Raw genomic sequence first — 16,180 nt, 5'->3', positions numbered from 1 at the left:
TGATCCGGCGCCCCCAGCGAGCGCCCGCCCGCCCATCGCAGCCTCCCCCACCCCCAGGCCGCGCCAGTCCAGTCTCCCGCCGTTCGCCGCTGTGGGCAATCACCCCTGGGGTGACTGCCCACAGCGACCACGTCATCCGCGCTGGGTGACCGGATCAGATGATCGGCGTCTCCGGCGCGGTGGCCGCCGGCACGTCGGCCTTCTCCTCCTCGTCGAGTTCGTCGACGCGGATGCGGGTGGTCCAGCGGGCATCGGGATCCGGTTGGGGGATGGAGTCGAGCAGCAGCTGGGTGTACGGGTGGGACGGGTTGTGCATCACCGTGGAGACCGGGCCGCGTTCGACGATCTGGCCCTTGGTGATCACCATGACCTCGCCGCCCAGGTAGTAGACCGTGGACAGGTCGTGGGTGATGAAGAGCGTGGTCATGCCGTGCTCGCGCTGGAAGTCGAGCAGGATGTCAAGGAAGTGCTTGCGCACCTGGGCGTCCAGCATCGACACCGGTTCGTCGGCGATGATGAACGACGGCCTGAGCATGTGCACCCGGGCCAGCATGATGCGTTGCCGCTGGCCACCGGACAGTTGGTGCGGGTACCGGCCGAGCACGTTCTCCGGCTCGAGCCGGACCGCTCGCAGCGACTCCTCGATCAGCTCCAGCCCCTTCGACCGGCTGGTCGTCAGGCCGAACTTCTTCACCGCCTTCCAGAGCACCCGATCGACCCGGTAGAACGGGTTGAAGATCGCGTACGGGTCCTGGAACACCGGCTGCACGTCACGCCGGTACTGGTCGTACTCGGCTCTGCTCAGCTTGAAGATGTCCTTGCCGCCGTACAGCACCGACCCCGCGGTCGGCTTCTGCAGGCCGAGCACCTGGCGGGCGATCGTGCTCTTGCCGCTGCCGCTCTGGCCGACCAGGCTGACCACCTGCGGCGGTTCGGCCGCGAGCGTGAAACTCACGTCGTCGACGGCGGTGATGTAGCCGCCGGCCACCCCACGGGCGTGGAACCGTTGCTGTACGCCACGAAGTTCGAGTTCGGACTTCACGAGGCCCTCCGTCCCAGCCGTGGGATCGACTCGATCAGTTGGCGGGTGTAGGGATCCCGCGGATCCTTGAACACCTGCCGTACGTCGCCGACCTCGACCAGCCGGCCTTCGTACATCACCGCGACCCGGTCGGCCAGTTGCGCGTGCACCCCCATGTCGTGGGAGATCACCACCAGCGTCACGCCGAAGTCGGTGCGCAGATCGGCCAGCGACTGCAGGATCACCCGCTGGATGGTCACGTCCAGCGCGGTGGTCGGCTCGTCGGCGATCACCAGGTCGGGTTCGAGGGCGACCGCGATCGCCATCAGCACCCGCTGTTTCATCCCGCCGGACAGCTCGTGCGGGTACATCCGCGCCACCCGCGGCTCCAGCCCGACCTGCCCCAGCAACCTGGGGATCAGCTCGGGCAACGAGTCCTTCCGCGCCGGCGCGTGCTCCAGGATCACGTCCTTGAACTGGTCCTGCACCCGCATCACCGGGTTGAGCGAGTTCATGGAGCCCTGCGGCAGATACGACAGCGTGCTCCAGCGCAGTACGCGCAACTCCTCCCCGTCGACCTTCAGCAGATCCACCGGCGAACGCTTGGCCGGGTGGAACATCACCGACCCGGCCGTCACCTTGCCCGGCGGTTTCAGCAGCCGCAGCAGGGCGACCGCGAGCGTACTCTTCCCGCTGCCGGACTCCCCCGCGATACCGAGGATCTCGCCCCGGCGGACGGCGAGGTTCAGGTCGCGGACGGCCTTCACGTCGCCGCGGCTCGTGGAGTACGTGACCTCGAGGCCCTTGACCTCCAGCACCGATTCATTCACCGGCCACTCCTCTCAGCCGCGGGTTGTAGACCTCTTCCAACCCGATGTTGATCATGTTCAGCGCCGCGAACAGCAACGTCAGCAACACGATCGGTACGACGAACATCGGCCAGGCGCCCAGCGTCAGCGCACCGGTGTTGATCGCGTTGAAGATGATGTGACCGAGGTCGATCACCCCGCCCGGCCCGAGCCCGATCACCTCGAGGCCGACCAGTCCGAAGATCGCACCGAGCGCCGACGACGCGAATCCGACGCCGATGAACGGCAGCAGGTTCGGCAGCAACTCGGTGCCGATGATCTCCAGGTCACGGGCCTTCGTCACCCGGGCCAGATCGACGTACGGGCGGGACCGCAGGCTGAGCACCTGGGACCGGATCGTCTTGGCCGCGAACGGCCAGGAGAAGATCGACACCATCACGCCGACCTGGAACAGGCTGACGTTCTTCGCGTACGCCGACAGCGCGATCAGCAGCGGGAACGTCGGGATCACCAGCAGGATCCCGGTGAACGTGTTCAGGACCCCGTCGATCCAGCCGCCCTTGTACCCGGCGACGAACGCGACGACCACCCCGACGACGGTCGAGATGACGCCCGCGATCGCGCCGATCTGGAGTGACACCGACAGGGCCTTGACCACCATCGCGAACACGTCGCGGCCGAACTGGTCGGTCCCCAGCAGATGCCCTGGTCCCGGCACGAGCCACCTCTCGTACGCCGCGACCTCCATCGGATCCTTGCCGCCACCGACCGCCTTCGCGATCAGTGGGCTGCACAGTGCGAGCAGCACCAGCAGTCCGAGGATGATCAGTCCGGTCGCGAGCCGGCGGCTGTGCCGGATCGTCCGCATGACCGCCTTCATGAGTCTCATCGCGATCACTTCCAGTACTTGACCCGCGGGTCAAGCAACGGGAGCAGGAGGTCGAGCAGCAGGACGGCGGTCAGCACCGAGAAGATCGCTATGTTGGTCACTCCAAGGATCGTGTTGAAGTCGAGCTGCTGGATCGCGGTGACCAGCGTCGTCCCGAGACCCGGGTAGTTGAACAACTGCTCGACCAGCACGTTGCCGTTGAAGATGAACCCGAGCGAGATGCCGAACGCGGTGACCTGCGGCAGGTAGCAGTTCCGCAGCGCGTACCGGGTCAGGATCCGCGAGCCCTTCAGTCCCTTGGCCTCGGCGTACACCAGGTAGTCCTCGCCGAGCACCGGAATCATCAGCATCCGGGTGGACAGGATCCAGCTGAACGTCCCGATCAGGACGATCGACAGCCCTGGCAGCAAGCCGTACTTGAGTACGCTGCCGATGAACTGCGGCGTGAGCCCCGGACTGAGGTTGGAGTCGTACGCCGATCTGGCCGGCAGCATCCCGAGTGAGTACGCGAAGATGTACACCAGGATCAGCGCGACGAAGAAGTACGGCACGTGCGACAGCGCGATCGACAGGTTCGTCGCGATCCGCGATCCCAGCTTGCCACGCCGCCAGCCCGCGATCGCCCCGATCACCACGCCGAGGATCCAGGACAGCACCGCGGAGATGCCGAGCAGACCGATTGTCCAGGGCAACGACCTGAGGATGACGGTCTGCGCCGGCGTCGGGTAGTTGATCAGCGACGGCCCCATGTCACCGTGCAGGACCAGCTTCTCCATGTACTTGACGTACTGGGAGAACAGGTTGCCGTTGAGCCCGAACTCGTGCTGGTACCGCGCGATGATCTCGGCACTCGCCTGCTGGTTGTAGAGGTAGTTCTGCTGCAGGGTCTGGATCAGCGTCTGGATCGGGTCACCCGGAATCAGCCGGAAGAAGAAGAACGCGATGGTGAGCGCGCCCCACAGCTCGACCAGGTACAACCCGAAGCGGCGGATCGCGTACGCCGCCAGCGGATGCCGTGACAGCCAGGCCCGCAGCCCGGAGCTGGGTGCGGAGTCCTGCCTCTTGTCGACAGCTACCACCGGCGGGGCCTCCGCCGTCACGCCGGCCCTTTCTGCCCGGTGGCCTTGATCTTGGCGAGCACGAAGATGAAATGCGGCCACCAGTTCAGCGGCACCTCGTAGAGGTTGTCGTCGGTCGGCCAGTCGGTCCAGAACGTGGTGTTGAAGAACTGCGGGTACCCGGTCTGGATCACCGGCAGCAGCGGCAGCTTCTGGAGGTAGATCTCCAGCGCCTGGTCGAGCAGCGGTTTCGCCTCCTCGCTGTTCGGGTCCATCCCGGCCAGCTTCCGGGAGATCTCGTCGAACTGCGGGTCCCGGAACCGCATCTTGTTCTTGCCGGCGGCGTTCTTGCCGACCGGTTGCGCCTTGCTGCTCTCCCAGTCGGTGTACAGCTGCGCCGGGTCGATGGCGAACCCGGCCCAGCTGGAGTCGATGTCGTACTCACCGCGCTGGAACTTCTCGTCGTGCACGCTGCCGGACAGGCTGCGCAGCGTGGCCGGCACCCCGACCTTGGCAAGGTCGGTCTTCAGCACGTTGGCGATCGCGTACTCGTCCTTGTCGACCTGAGCCGGCGTGATGATCTCGAGGACGATCTCCTTGCCCTTGTAGGTGCGCTTGCCGGCCGCGTTCTTCGGGGCGATCTCGTCGAGCAACTGGGTCGCCTTGTCCAGGTTGTACTCGAACTTGTACTTGTTCGCCAGGTCGTCGTTCTTCCACTTGTCGTTGGTCGGGTAGTCGGCCCACGGATACATCGCCGGCGGTACCTCGACCTGCCACACCGACTTGCCGACCTTCTCCCGGTCCAGGCAGTAGTTGATCGCCCAGCGCATCTTCGGCTCGGCGATCACCCCGCGGCTCGGGTCGCAGTTCAGCCACAGCACCCGCGGGTTCGGGTCGTGGAACTGGGTGGTCTGCAGGGCCGGATAGCCGTTGTTGCGCAGCTGCTTGGCGTGCTGCTCGTCGATCGACCCGACGTCGAACTCGGCTCGCTCGAACGACAGCGAGGCCTGGTCGGCCTGCTTGGACGTGCTCTGGAAGACGACGTACTGCGGCTTGACGTCGAGCTTGTCCTTGTTCCAGTAGTTCGGGTCCTTCTCCCAGACGAACATCTTCTGGTTCCGGATCGCCTGCTTCAGCTTGTACGGGCCGGACCGGACCGGCGGGTTGTCCTTGTACTTCGTCGGGTCCTGCGACTTCCAGATGTGCTCGGGCTGGACGTTGATCGGCGCGCCGGAGATCGCGGCGATGAAGTTGTAGTGCAGTCGCGGCGTCGGCTTGAGCAGCTTGACCACCGCGGTCTGCGGGTCCGGAACCTCGACATCCTTGACGAACTCCTTCAGCTCGCCGCCGCCGCCGAACAGGTCGGGCCGGTCCTTCAGCCGCATGACGGTGAACCTGAAATCGTTCGCGGTCAGCGGGTGGCCGTCGTTCCAGTGCGCCTTCGGATCGAACTTCAGGGTCAGCTCGGTGTGGCTGTCGTTGTACTTGTACTCCGTCGCCAGCCACGGCGTCAGCTCGCCGGTCGCGAAGCTGAGGAAGAACAGCGGCTCGGTGGCCAGCTCCACCCCGGCGCCGCCCGGCGAACCGTTCGGGATCATCCCGTTGAAGCTGTCGAACACCGTGTACTCGACCTGGCCGACGATGACGGTCTGGTCCCGGGGCACCGGGATGTTGGCCTTGCCGATCTGGACCGACTTGGTCGCGGCGGGCTTGTTGTTGGCGGGTTTGTCGGAATACGAGCCGCCGGAGCCGGAGCAGGCGGCGAGCAGGCCGGTCAGCGCGGCAGCCGCGCCTCCCCCGACCAGGCTCCGCCGGCTCAGCTGGTAGCGGACCACATCAGCGACGTCTTCGTACTGGGGGCGCGGCGCTTCGTTCATGACGAAAGTCACCTCCGTTTTACGTTGCGCGGACAGGGCGATCACCGACCGAGAGGTGCCACGGACTATAAGTAGCGTTGACAACGTTGGCAAGAGTTCATTGCCACGTTGGAACAATCACGCCGAACGTGCAGGTCAGTCGATATACCAACCTCTGACAACGTTGGCTCGCTCTGCGTAACAAGACTCAGGCGGGGCGCACCGCGCCTCGTCACACGCCGCGTCACACGGCGGTCGTCTTCCATCGAGGTACGACGGCCGCACCGAGGCGGTCGCGGAAATAGGGGGAGACACATGACGAACACGGCCGTGGACTACGAGGCGATCAAGGACAAGCAGCGGGCCGGATGGGAGACCGGTGACTACCCGCGGGTGGGGAACACGCTGCAGATCATCGCCGAACTCCTGGTCGAGGCCGCCGACGTACGGGCCGGGCAACGGGTGCTCGACGTCGCGTGCGGTCAGGGCAACGCCGCGCTGGCGGCGGCCCGGCGGTTCGCCGAGGCGACCGGCGTCGACTACGCCGCCAACCTGCTGGAGCAGGGCCGCGAGCGCGCCGCCGCGGAACACCTGCCGGTGACGTTCATCGAGGGGGACGCGGAGAAGTTGCCGGTTCCGGACACCGCGTTCGACCTGGTGTGCAGCACCGTCGGGGTGATGTTCGCGCCGAACCACCAGCAGGCCGCGGACGAACTGGTCCGGGTGACCGCACCGGGCGGAAAGATCGCGCTCGCGTCGTGGACACCGGCCGGCATGGTCGGCCAGCTGTTCAAGACGGTGTCGAAGTGGGCACCGCCGCCGGCCGGAGTGCGACCGCCGACGCTGTGGGGCACCGAGGATCACCTGTTCGAGCTGTTCGGGGACCGGGTCGAGTGGGTCGCGCTCAACCGGCGCGAGTACGTGTTCCGCTACCACTCGCCGGAGCACTTCTCGGAGTGGTTCCGGGACTTCTACGGGCCGATCACCCGCCTGGCCGGGACGCTGGACGGCGAGGACCTCAACCAGTTCGCCCGCGAGTTGGCCGACGTACCGCGTCCCTTCGACTCCGCCGACGACGGCACGGTCGCCGCTCGCGCGGAATACCTGGAAGCGGTGGGAATCCGCCGCTGAGGGTCCACACTGGTGCCGGGGGCTCCAGTGGAGGGGGAACGATGGCGGAGATTCGGCTACTGGGGCGGCCGGTGATCGAGTACGGCGGGAAGCCGGGTCGCCAGCCGCGTGGACGCAAGGCGTGGGCGCTGCTCGGCTATCTGTTGCTGGCCGAGCGGCCGCCCAGCCGGCGCCGTCTCGCCGAGATGTTCTTCGCCGACGCCGAGGATCCGCTCGGTGCGTTGCGCTGGACGTTGGCCGAGCTCCGGCGTGCGATCGGCGTACCGGAGCTGCTGACCGGTGATCCGGTGGTGACCGCGCTCGGCAGCTCCACGACTGTGGACGTCCTGACGCTGAGCGAACCGTCGACGGCGCCGGAGTTGCTGCTCACGTACGGCGGGGAGCTGCTGGAAGGTGTGGAGCTCGAGTCCTGTCCGGAGTTCGACTCGTGGTTGCTGGTGGAACGGCGGCGGGTCGCCGGCGCGATCGAGGCGCGGCTCCGGCAGAACGCCATCGCGCTCCTCGCGGCCGCGCAGGCACGTGCGGCGATTCCCTTTGCCGCAAAGGCTGTCGAGGTCAATCCGTTCGAGCAGGGCAACCACGAGCTGCTGATCCGTAGCCTGGCCACGTCGGGTGACCGGGTCGGCGCGCTTGCGCAGATCGCGAGCTGCGAGGACCTGTTCCGGCGCGAGCTCGGCATCGGCGTTTCGGCCTCGCTGCGCGAAGCCGCCGAGGTCGGCGCGCAGACGGGTCCGCCGTTGCGCGGCAGGGCCGCGGCGGTCAGTCAGCTTCAGGCCGGCCGCGCGGCGATCGTGGCAGGTGCCGCCGACGCCGGTCTGCAGTGTCTGCGCCAGGCCGTGGCACTGGCGGTGCAGTGTCACGACAAGACTCTCGAGGCAAGGGCGCTCGCGGCTCTCGGTGGTGCGCTCGTGCACGCCATCCGCGGCCACGACGAGGAAGGCGCGATCGTTCTGCACAAGGCCTTGACGGTCGCCGAGGAAGCCGGTGAGCGGGCGACCTCGGTGCTGGCGATGCGCGAACTCGGATTCATCGAGGTGCAGGCCGGCCGGCGCCGGACCGGGGACGAGTGGCTGACCAAGGCCCAGTCGCTCGCCGAGACCGACGAGGAGTGTGCTGCGATCCTCGGCGTACGCGGGATGAACTCCTCGGACCGGGCCGACTACCCGGCGGCGTTCGAGCAACTGGGTGAATCGGCCGACCTCGCCGCGCGCTGTGGCGATCATCGGCAACAGGCCTGGTCGCTGTCCCTGGTCGGCAGGGCGCATCTGCTGCGATCGGAGTACAGCCAGGCCGCGACGGTCCTTGCCCAGTCGCTCGATCTGGTCCGGCAGGAACGCTGGATCGCCTTCCTGCCATGGCCGCAGGCGCTCGCTGCGGAGCTCGACCTGTATGCCGGGAAGCTCGACGACTCGGCCGAAGGCTTCGAACAGGCGTGGGCGTTGGGCTGCCAACTGAACGACCCGTGCTGGGAAGGGATGGCAGGCCGTGGGCTGGCGTTACTGCACGCGGGGCGAGGCGACTACCCGGGCGCGACCGAGTGGCTCGATCTGGCGCTGACCCGTGCGAGTCGCGAACCGGATCGGTATCAGTGGGTGCACGCGCAGGTTCTCGACACCGCCGCCGGCACGGCTCTCGAGCAGTCCGACGGCGTACGGGCCCAACGGCTGGCGACCAGCCTTTCCTCGGTCGCGGCTCGCTGCGAACTGCGGGAGTTGCAGGTGCACGCCCAGCTTCACCTCGGCCGGCTCGGCGACCGGCGGGCCGCCGCGGCGGCGCGATCGCTCGGTTCCGGCATCGACAACCCGGCACTGCGCGAGCTGACTCAGTCGTAGGCGGCGTCGACCAGGAGTTCGGAGCTGCGATCCGGCTCGTTCAGTACGGCGCGGATCACGTGCCGCTTGTCCCACCGGCCACTCGCCCACGCCAGCGCCTTGGCCAGGCCGTCGAACGTCGCCGCGTGCGGAGCGCCCTCGTCGTCCACCCACCACGACACCTCGACGCCATCCACGGTGAGCTCCTCGTGCTCCCACCACACCGCCGGCACTTCCGGGACCAGTTCGCGCACGATCGGCGGTACGTCGGCCGCCGTACCGTCGCCGTCGACTTTGCCCTCGGCAACTTCCTGGGCCATCGGCACGTCGAACAGGTCGCTCAACCCGTCCGCGGCCGCCCCCGCCGCGACGACGAAACCACCCAGATCCGTACGCTGCAGCCACATCGGGCCGTCGACCACGACCGCCCGGCGGGCATCGACGACCCGGGTCAGGCCGTCGCCGCCGAGCACCCGGACCTGCTCCGGCGCGTCGCCCGGGAAGAGCGGCAACGTGCCGAGCTGCCGCCACAACCGCAGCATCGAAGCCTCGTCGACCTCGCGTTCCGGTTCGGCGAGCCGGTCGAGCAGCACACCGATGCCGTCGGCATCGAGATCGCCGACCTCCCGGACCAGGCCGACCGCGGTCCGCACCTCCGGATCGAGCCGGGACGTCCACGCCGGCGCCTCGTCGAGGAAGCTCGCGAGCACCGGGTCGGCGTCCGGATCGGCCCGGCCCGCGAGTGGTTCGCCGTCCTCGAGCACGACACGTTCCCGGATCCACCAGGCCGAGTACGACGGAACGCCGAGCGCGCGGTCGTCGGGCCCGACCACACGTACCTGGGTGACCAGAGCGCGGCGCAGTTCGGGTGACGAGCCGAAGAGTTCGAGCACCCGCGGCCAGGCGTCGTCGGTGATCCAGTCCAGGTCCCGGATCGCGGTCAGTTCACCGGCCGTCGCGCCGTACCGGGATCCGTCCGGCGCCACGTCGTACGCCCAGTCCTCGATGCCGTCGAGGTCGCTGAGGGCCTCCGGCAACTCGTCGAGGGCGACGTCCGACACCGTGACGACGCCGAGCGTCGCGAGAACGCCCACCGCCTCCAGCGCCGGCAGACCGTACCGATCGAGCAGTGCGCGGTCGACCGGCGCGACCTCGTCCGCGTCGAGGATCGACTCGGCGACGGATCCGGGGACGACGAGCGCGTTGGCCGGGACCAGGTCGCCTTCGTCGTCGCGGAGTGAGAGATCGGCGAGCCACCACAGGCCTTCGGCCTGCGCCGGGTCGGCCGCCACCAGGCTCAGGACGGCGTGGGCGATCCGGTCCGGGTCGTCGGCCTCGAGCGAGTGCTCGACGGCGGTTCGTACGGCGCTGTCCTCGAGCAGCGTCCGTGGGGTCGCCGGGAGTGCACCGAGACGTTCGAGGGCCGGGTCGACGGCGTCGGGGTGGACGACGCGCACGCCGTACTCGCTGAACTCCTTGAGCACGTCGACGGGCAACTCGGGCCCCGGCAGGAGGACGCCGCGGACGCCACGGACGAGCCGGCCGTCGGCGAGCGGGACGGGGAGGGTGCCGAGCGATTCGCGCAGCAGCGCGTCCGTGACCATCCCGGCGAGCGAGGCGTAGAGAGTCCGCCACCACCCCGGGGATTCCTCCGGACCGAGTTGGTCGACCACCTCCGCGAGCTCGAGTCGCCGGACCTCGAGGGTGTCGAGAGCCGTGCGGAACTGCAGGCTCGACCGGATCAGGCCGGAGACGATCGGCGCGAGTACGGCGGTGAACGCCTCGTCCGCGCCCTCGACCACGACGGCGTCCCGAGGCCTGATCAGTGTCCCGTCGTCGACGGTCCGAAGGATCGGCGTCTTCGGCAGCAGTGCCCCGATCTCGTCCCGGACGGCCCGGTCCAGCGCGCCGGCGGCAAGGCCGGTCGGCACCAGGTGCAGCACGTCGTCCCCGTCCTCGGCCCGCTGCCGCAGCAGGTCGGCGTACGCCGTTGCCGCTTCTCGGACGAGTCGATCGGTCAGCGGCCCCTGCGCGACGTGCCGCCGGCTCGGATCCAGCGGGAATGTTGCCAGCAGCAACGCTGGGAGGCTGAGCGGTTCGTCGGTCGGCGTCGGTGCCTGGACGACGCCGGGGAGTTCGACGGACTCGTCGCGGGGCAAGGCCCAGAGGACGGACCAGTGCGGACGGGCGCGTTCCTCCGTCGGCCGGTCGGCCAGCAACTGCTCTCGTTCGGGTTCGTCGAAGACGCCGGCCACGCGGTGGACGTGCCATCGCGATTGGACGTCGTCCAGGACGCGGTGACGATCGGGGGTCTCGATCTCGATCCGTTCGAGACCGGGCAGCGCCAGCAGGAGTGCGTCCCCGGCCTGGTCGAGCAGACGCCGTACCAGAGCGGCCGCGGCCTCGTCGCGCAGCGGCAGGATGACGGCGGTGTCGTAGCCTTCCGGCGGCTCCCCCTCGGCCTCGAACGGCAGTCGCAACACCGGAACCTGGCCGTCACGTCGGCGTACCTCGGTGTCGAGCCCGGCCGACCCGAGCCCGGCGATCGCGGCCGCCGTGTCCGCCTTGGAGAACCGCACGCCACCGGTCCGGGACAGGATCACCGGCTCGTCGGTCACCGCGAGGACGGCGGAGAATCCGACGCCGAACCGGCCGACGGTTGCCTCGTCCCGCTTGGCCGACGCACGCAGTGTCGCGAGCGACTCGACGCCCTCGGCGGACAACGGCGTCCCGGTGTTGGCGACCACAAGCGTGTTTCCGCGGTACGAGAACAGCACCCGGCCGGGTACGCCGGCCCGGGCGGCCGCATCCGCCGCGTTCTGGGCGAGTTCGACGACGACCCGGTCGACGTACCCGCCCAGCGCCAGATCCTCCTCGGCGTTGGCGTCCTCCCGGAACCGCACCGGCGCCGCGGCCCACCCGGCCAGCACCCGTTCCCGAATCCCGGCCGTCCCGAACACGTCGTCAGTCACGGCCCGAAGTATGCCGGGTCGGCGGCCCGGCACGCTTGCCGATACCTCAGTCGGTCCTGACCGTGGCCCCCTTCGTCCCCGACCGGCCCAGCAGCAGGCCCAGGGCGATCATGCCGACGGCCAGCACGAGGTGCAGCCAGTTGTCGGCGTTGTTCACCGGCACGAAGTTCGCCGAGCTCTCGTGGTCGATCAGCAGGCCGTAGAGCCAGAGCACGGCGTAGACGACGCCGCCACCGATCAGGAAGGCCCTCGCGGCCGAGAACGTCCGGGCCATCGCCAGCCCGGCGAGGCCGAACAGCAGGTGCACGATGTTGTGCAGAATCGAAACCTGGAAGATGCCCAGCAGCATGGCATCGGATTGATGACCACCGAACGTCATCGTGTCGTAGTCTGTGGTGACACCGGGGATGAACCCGAGAACACCGACCAGCAGGAACACGACGGCCACCGCCGTCGCGGCCTTCTGGATCGTGGTCGCCGTCATGCGCCCGGCGTGTACGTCGGCCATCTCGCCCAACTCCTTCGGCCGTTGCAGTCCACCGGCCAACCCGGTGAACTCTGCCCGCCAGGTACCCCCGCGGAACCGGGCAAACCTGCCCGGCCCGGCGGATCAGGCAACGATTTCGACACGGCCGGGCCGGGGCCGGCTCCGGCAGGTCCCGGCTATCGTGGTCCGGTGATCCCACCCGGCAGCCGGTACGTCGCCCTCGGCAGTTCGTTCGCCGCGGGTCCAGGAATCGAACCGATCGTGGACAGGCCGGCCGGTAGGTCGGGCGGCAACTATCCGCACCTGGTCGCCGCCGAACTCGGGCTCGACCTGGTCGACGTCACGTACTCCGGCGCCACCACAGCGAACCTCCTCGACACCCCGCAGGACGCCGCCCCGCCACAGCTCGAGGCCGTCGGACCCGGCACCGCCCTGGTCACCATCACTGCCGGAGGCAACGATCTCGAGTACGTCGGGACGTTCCACCGCGGCAGCATGCTCAACACCCTCGCGAAACCGGCGACCCTGCTCGGCCGCCGCGTCGCGAACCGGATCCGCGCCCGGGTCAGCTACCTCAAGGACGACACCGCCTACCAGGCCGTCACGGACTCACTGGTGCGGGTCGTCGAACGGGCCCGGGAGCAGGCCCCGTCCGCCCGCATCCTGCTGGTCGACTACCTGACCCTGGTCGGTCCGGGTACGCGTCCGCGTCTCGACGTACCGCTGAACGAGGAACAACTCCCCAGCATCGCCATGATGGCGGACGGTCTGGCCGCCGCCTTCGCCAAGGCGGCCGCCGCGACCGGCGTCGACCTGATCGCGGCCTCGGCAGCGAGCCGGGACCACGGGATCGGGTCGGCCGAGCCCTGGACGACCGGATTCAGCCTTCGCCCACCCGGCCTCGGCGGGTTCGTGCCGTACCACCCGAATGCGGCCGGGATGCGAGCCGTCGCCGACCTGATCGTGCGCACACTGAAAACGTAGGCTCAGCACATGGACGTACGGCGGGCGACCGAGGCCGACGTCGACGCGGCGGTCCGCACGCTGGCCCGTGCCTTCGAGGACTACCCGATGACCCGGGCCTGCCTCGATCCGGACGGCTACCTCGACCGGCTCACGCAGTACCAGCGGCTCTTCCTCACCGGGATCGGCCTGCCACACGGACGGGTCTGGATCACGTCGGACAGCAGTGCGGTGGCCGCCTGGACGACACCGGCCACTCCCCCGGACGCCTTCACACCGCACGCCGACGCCTTCCAGCGGATCGCCGGTTCACGGGCGGCCCTGGCTGCCGAGTACGAGCAGGCGATGGGCATCTTCCGGCCACGGGAGCCGATGTGGTTCCTCGCCGTGGTCGGCGTCGACCCGGACCGCCAGCGCCAGGGCCTGGGGCGAGCCGTCATCTCGGCGGGCCTGGCCGCCGCCGATGCCGAGAACTCCGCCGCGTTCCTCGAAACCCAGGAGCCGGCGAACCTGAACTTCTACGAGTCCCTGGGCTTCACCGTCGTCGCCGAACTGGAACTCCCCCACCGCGGCCCGATCCACTACGCCATGTACCGCCCACCCCGCTGACGCTTACATCGCACGCCGATGCGGCACGGTGCCGAGTGGGCGCCGGCTCAACGCGCCCTGGCACTTTCGCGCTGGGCCGTGGGTTAGCGGGCTACCGCTGTGCGGAGCCAGTGGAGAGCTCGGCGGGCCGGGGTCGCCGGTTGCGTCGGGTGGGCTTCAGCTACGCTACGTGACTTCCTCGCGCGGCGAGGCTGCTTCGGCGGGATGATCGGCTCAGAGTTGGCGAAGTGGCTGAGCGAGACCATCAGGTTCAGCGGTTCCATGATTCCGTCCTCCGGGTGGGCGCCCCGTGCGGGTGCCTTTACCTGGACGTCGGAGCAGCTCACCGGATCTTGACACCGTCGCGGCGAATCAGCGGATTTCTCTCTCCGTCGCCAGGACGAGGCGGCGGAGGAGGGCCTCAAGGCGGATCCGATCGCTGGAGGAGAGCTCGTGGATCAGGGTCTGCTCGACGCGCTGGATCTGCTCGATGCCTTGTTCCCAGACCTTGTGGCCCGCCGGGGTCAGGGTGGCGACGACCTTACGACGGTCGTCGCGGTCGTGCGTACGCTCCACGAAGCCGCGCTTCTCGAGCGCGTCCAGGCGGTTGGTGAGCGCCGCCGCGGACATGCCGAGCTGCTTGGCCAGCTCCCCCGGTGTCGCGCGGTACGGCGCACCTCCGCGGCGCAGCATGTGGAGCGTCTTGAACTCCCACCACTGCAGCCCGAACTCGGCCAGCACCGCGTCCCGGTGCCGGTCCAGATACTTCGTCAGCACCTGCAGCCGGACGGTGATCCCCTCCACCAGGCGGTCCAGTTCCGGCACCTCGTCAGCCCACAGGTCCACATGCGCATCCACCCAGTCCTTCACGCGTCTAACCTTTCACCGACTGAAGGTTAGTTGTCAAATATTTCGATGTCGAAATATTCTGCGAGGACAGTCAAGCGCCTACCTGTGAGGACAGCCATGGTTCAGCTCGCCGCATCCGTCATCATCGAAGCCGCGATTCACCTCATGCGCGCCGCCCAGTGGAACGCGGCCACCGACCTCCTCCGCGCGGCCGCGACAGCCGACCCGGCCGACCAGCGCACCCTGGCGCTGGCCCTCGCCGAGGTTGCCGTCGACCAGGACTTCGCCCAGCAGACGCACCACGCGCCCCCGGCGCTCGTTGCCGCCTCGCAAGCGCTCGGAAGGTTGCCCGACGCAACGGCCGGCTGGGACCTGGGCATGGTGCACCTGCGCATGGACTACACCTCCGCACTGTTCGGTTCGGACACTTCCCTCGGCCCGGAGGAACGCGACCAAACCACGTCAGGCAAGCCGGCCACCGAGACCACGATCGTTCGGGGTGGTTCGATCGCAGCGGAGTTGTCTCAGCGCGCCGCCCGGCTGCGGGACGACGCGCCGGACGACGGCCGCCGTGGACTGGCCGCCTTCTATGCGGGCGTGATCGCAGACAACCTCCTCCGCGATCCCGAGGCGGCCTTCGCTCACTACACCGCCGCTCTCGGGCTCGGCGAGCGAGCGTCGGACGATCTGCTCACTTCCCTTGCGTTGCGGCATCTCGGGGATCACGCGCACACGGCCGGAGACCTGAAGCTCGCTCGCGAGCAGTGGGAGCGGTCGACCGAGCTCAGGCAGAAGGTGGGACACCTGCTGGGCGCGCTGGCTCAGCAGACGTTGATGGCGGTGTTGTTGCGCGACGAAGGCGACACGGCCGGCTCGCGTGCGCTGGCTACCGAGATCCATCGTTGGTCGAGTCAGCTCGGCCTGTCGTTCCTCAACCGGCAGACGGCCGAGCTGATGGCGTCGGATGCAGAACGCCAGCGGCCGGCCCGGCGCGGATGAGTGACCCCCCCCCGCAGGGCTCAGGTGCGGAAGGGGAGGCCGAATTTGGCGGGGACGCCGGGGCTGTAGGTGACATGGTCGGGCGGGCGGTCCAAACCGGTGAGACCTACGGACGCCAGCAGGCCGTCGTCTTCGAAGGTCACCAGCTCAGCTGCGTTCAGCGGCCAGGGCGGGTGGTGGTTGGGCAGGTACCAGATCCGGCCGGCGCGGGCGACGTGGAGACCCCAGCGCGCGGTGAGGAAGTGTTCGAGGGGACCTGGGTCGAGCGGCTCGCCCACGCTGATGCCGACCGTGCTGCCGGCCCGGACACCCGCCCACCGCAGGATCGAGGTGTACCGGCGGTGCTCGCCATCGGCCGTGAAGGTCATCCGCGCCAACCGGTACGGCAGGCCGAAGACGGTTCGGGCCGCCGCGACGACGGCCCAGCGATCGGCGTCGAGGCTGAGGAAGACCACGCCTCGCCGGCCTGAGGTGTCCACGGAGTACAGGCGAATGTTGGTCTCGAGGAACGTCCCCCAGTGCGGGACCGCCGGCCCATGGGGAAACCCGGTGTCGACCATCCGGAACGGCACCAGACCGACGTACGTCCGTCCCTCGATGACGTCCGGCCGGACACCAGGCGGGAAGAAGTGCGCGACATCCTCCGGCTCCACGGCCCAGTGCAGGAAGGTCAGCTCACGCCACTCCTGCCGCAGGATCCGCGGGCCCCGCAAGGCGGGTGCATCCGGCCAGATGGCGTCCACGGGC

Annotated in this window: 14 protein-coding genes; 5 read left to right on the top strand and 9 right to left on the bottom strand. The window is 68.8% G+C overall.

Annotated elements, in window-relative coordinates; all coding sequences use genetic code 11:
• Positions 1–154: 154 nt before the first annotated feature.
• Genes ACYVOK_RS13590 through ACYVOK_RS13570 form a run of 5 tightly spaced genes read right to left on the bottom strand, consistent with a single transcriptional unit; the run spans position 155 to position 5,654 of the window.
• Positions 155–1,042: an ABC transporter ATP-binding protein gene (locus tag ACYVOK_RS13590; RefSeq protein ID WP_460662722.1), complete on the bottom strand. Its 888-nt coding sequence runs from the start codon at positions 1,040–1,042 to the stop codon at positions 155–157.
• The gene (locus tag ACYVOK_RS13585; RefSeq protein ID WP_460662721.1) at positions 1,039–1,851 is read right to left on the bottom strand and encodes an ABC transporter ATP-binding protein; all 813 of its coding nucleotides are present in this window, start codon (positions 1,849–1,851) and stop codon (positions 1,039–1,041) included. The genes ACYVOK_RS13590 and ACYVOK_RS13585 overlap by 4 nt, the downstream gene beginning before the upstream one ends.
• Positions 1,844–2,719, bottom strand: coding sequence for an ABC transporter permease (locus ACYVOK_RS13580; protein WP_460662720.1), 876 nt, complete (start codon positions 2,717–2,719; stop codon positions 1,844–1,846). The genes ACYVOK_RS13585 and ACYVOK_RS13580 overlap by 8 nt, the downstream gene beginning before the upstream one ends.
• Before the next feature lie 5 nt (positions 2,720–2,724).
• Entirely contained in the window at positions 2,725–3,819 is a 1,095-nt protein-coding gene (locus tag ACYVOK_RS13575; RefSeq protein WP_460662719.1) for an ABC transporter permease, read from the bottom strand.
• Positions 3,816–5,654 (bottom strand): ABC transporter substrate-binding protein, encoded by a 1,839-nt coding sequence (locus ACYVOK_RS13570; RefSeq protein ID WP_460662718.1) that lies wholly within the window; start codon positions 5,652–5,654, stop codon positions 3,816–3,818. Before ACYVOK_RS13570 ends, ACYVOK_RS13575 begins: the two co-directional genes overlap by 4 nt.
• 294 nt (positions 5,655–5,948) lie before the next feature.
• Between ACYVOK_RS13570 and ACYVOK_RS13565 the strand changes: the two genes are divergently transcribed.
• Complete coding sequence (locus ACYVOK_RS13565; protein WP_460662717.1) at positions 5,949–6,764, top strand: class I SAM-dependent methyltransferase; 816 nt, start codon at positions 5,949–5,951, stop codon at positions 6,762–6,764.
• 41 nt (positions 6,765–6,805) lie between these two features.
• Complete coding sequence (locus tag ACYVOK_RS13560) at positions 6,806–8,596, top strand: AfsR/SARP family transcriptional regulator (protein WP_460662716.1); 1,791 nt, start codon at positions 6,806–6,808, stop codon at positions 8,594–8,596.
• On the opposite strand, the gene ACYVOK_RS13555 is transcribed toward ACYVOK_RS13560, so the two are convergent.
• Both ACYVOK_RS13555 and ACYVOK_RS13550 read right to left on the bottom strand, forming a co-directional pair.
• Complete coding sequence (locus ACYVOK_RS13555) at positions 8,587–11,547, bottom strand: sacsin N-terminal ATP-binding-like domain-containing protein (RefSeq protein ID WP_460662715.1); 2,961 nt, start codon at positions 11,545–11,547, stop codon at positions 8,587–8,589. The genes ACYVOK_RS13560 and ACYVOK_RS13555 overlap by 10 nt on opposite strands.
• Before the next feature lie 46 nt (positions 11,548–11,593).
• Positions 11,594–12,055, bottom strand: a complete 462-nt coding sequence (locus ACYVOK_RS13550; protein WP_460662714.1) for a DUF4383 domain-containing protein — start codon at positions 12,053–12,055, stop codon at positions 11,594–11,596.
• Between the two features lie 168 nt (positions 12,056–12,223).
• Here ACYVOK_RS13550 and ACYVOK_RS13545 point away from each other — a divergent pair, with 168 nt between their 5' ends.
• On the top strand, positions 12,224–13,018 hold the full coding sequence (locus tag ACYVOK_RS13545; protein WP_460662713.1) for an SGNH/GDSL hydrolase family protein: 795 nt from the start codon (positions 12,224–12,226) through the stop codon (positions 13,016–13,018).
• A gap of 9 nt (positions 13,019–13,027) precedes the next feature.
• Entirely contained in the window at positions 13,028–13,606 is a 579-nt protein-coding gene (locus tag ACYVOK_RS13540; RefSeq protein WP_460662712.1) for a GNAT family N-acetyltransferase, read from the top strand.
• 351 nt (positions 13,607–13,957) lie between these two features.
• Here the strand turns inward: ACYVOK_RS13540 and ACYVOK_RS13535 are convergent, their stop codons facing one another.
• Positions 13,958–14,455: a MarR family winged helix-turn-helix transcriptional regulator gene (locus ACYVOK_RS13535; RefSeq protein ID WP_460662711.1), complete on the bottom strand. Its 498-nt coding sequence runs from the start codon at positions 14,453–14,455 to the stop codon at positions 13,958–13,960.
• A gap of 96 nt (positions 14,456–14,551) precedes the next feature.
• Here ACYVOK_RS13535 and ACYVOK_RS13530 point away from each other — a divergent pair, with 96 nt between their 5' ends.
• A complete protein-coding gene (locus tag ACYVOK_RS13530; protein WP_460662710.1) occupies positions 14,552–15,433 on the top strand; it encodes a hypothetical protein in 882 nt (293 codons plus the stop codon).
• Between the two features lie 20 nt (positions 15,434–15,453).
• On the opposite strand, the gene ACYVOK_RS13525 is transcribed toward ACYVOK_RS13530, so the two are convergent.
• Entirely contained in the window at positions 15,454–16,176 is a 723-nt protein-coding gene (locus ACYVOK_RS13525) for a YqjF family protein (protein ID WP_460662709.1), read from the bottom strand.
• Positions 16,177–16,180 lie beyond the last annotated feature (4 nt).

The sequence above is a fragment of the Kribbella swartbergensis genome (genome assembly GCF_054784135.1).
Note: the sequence above shows the minus strand (reverse complement) of the source record. Positions and strands in the feature narration are given on the sequence as shown.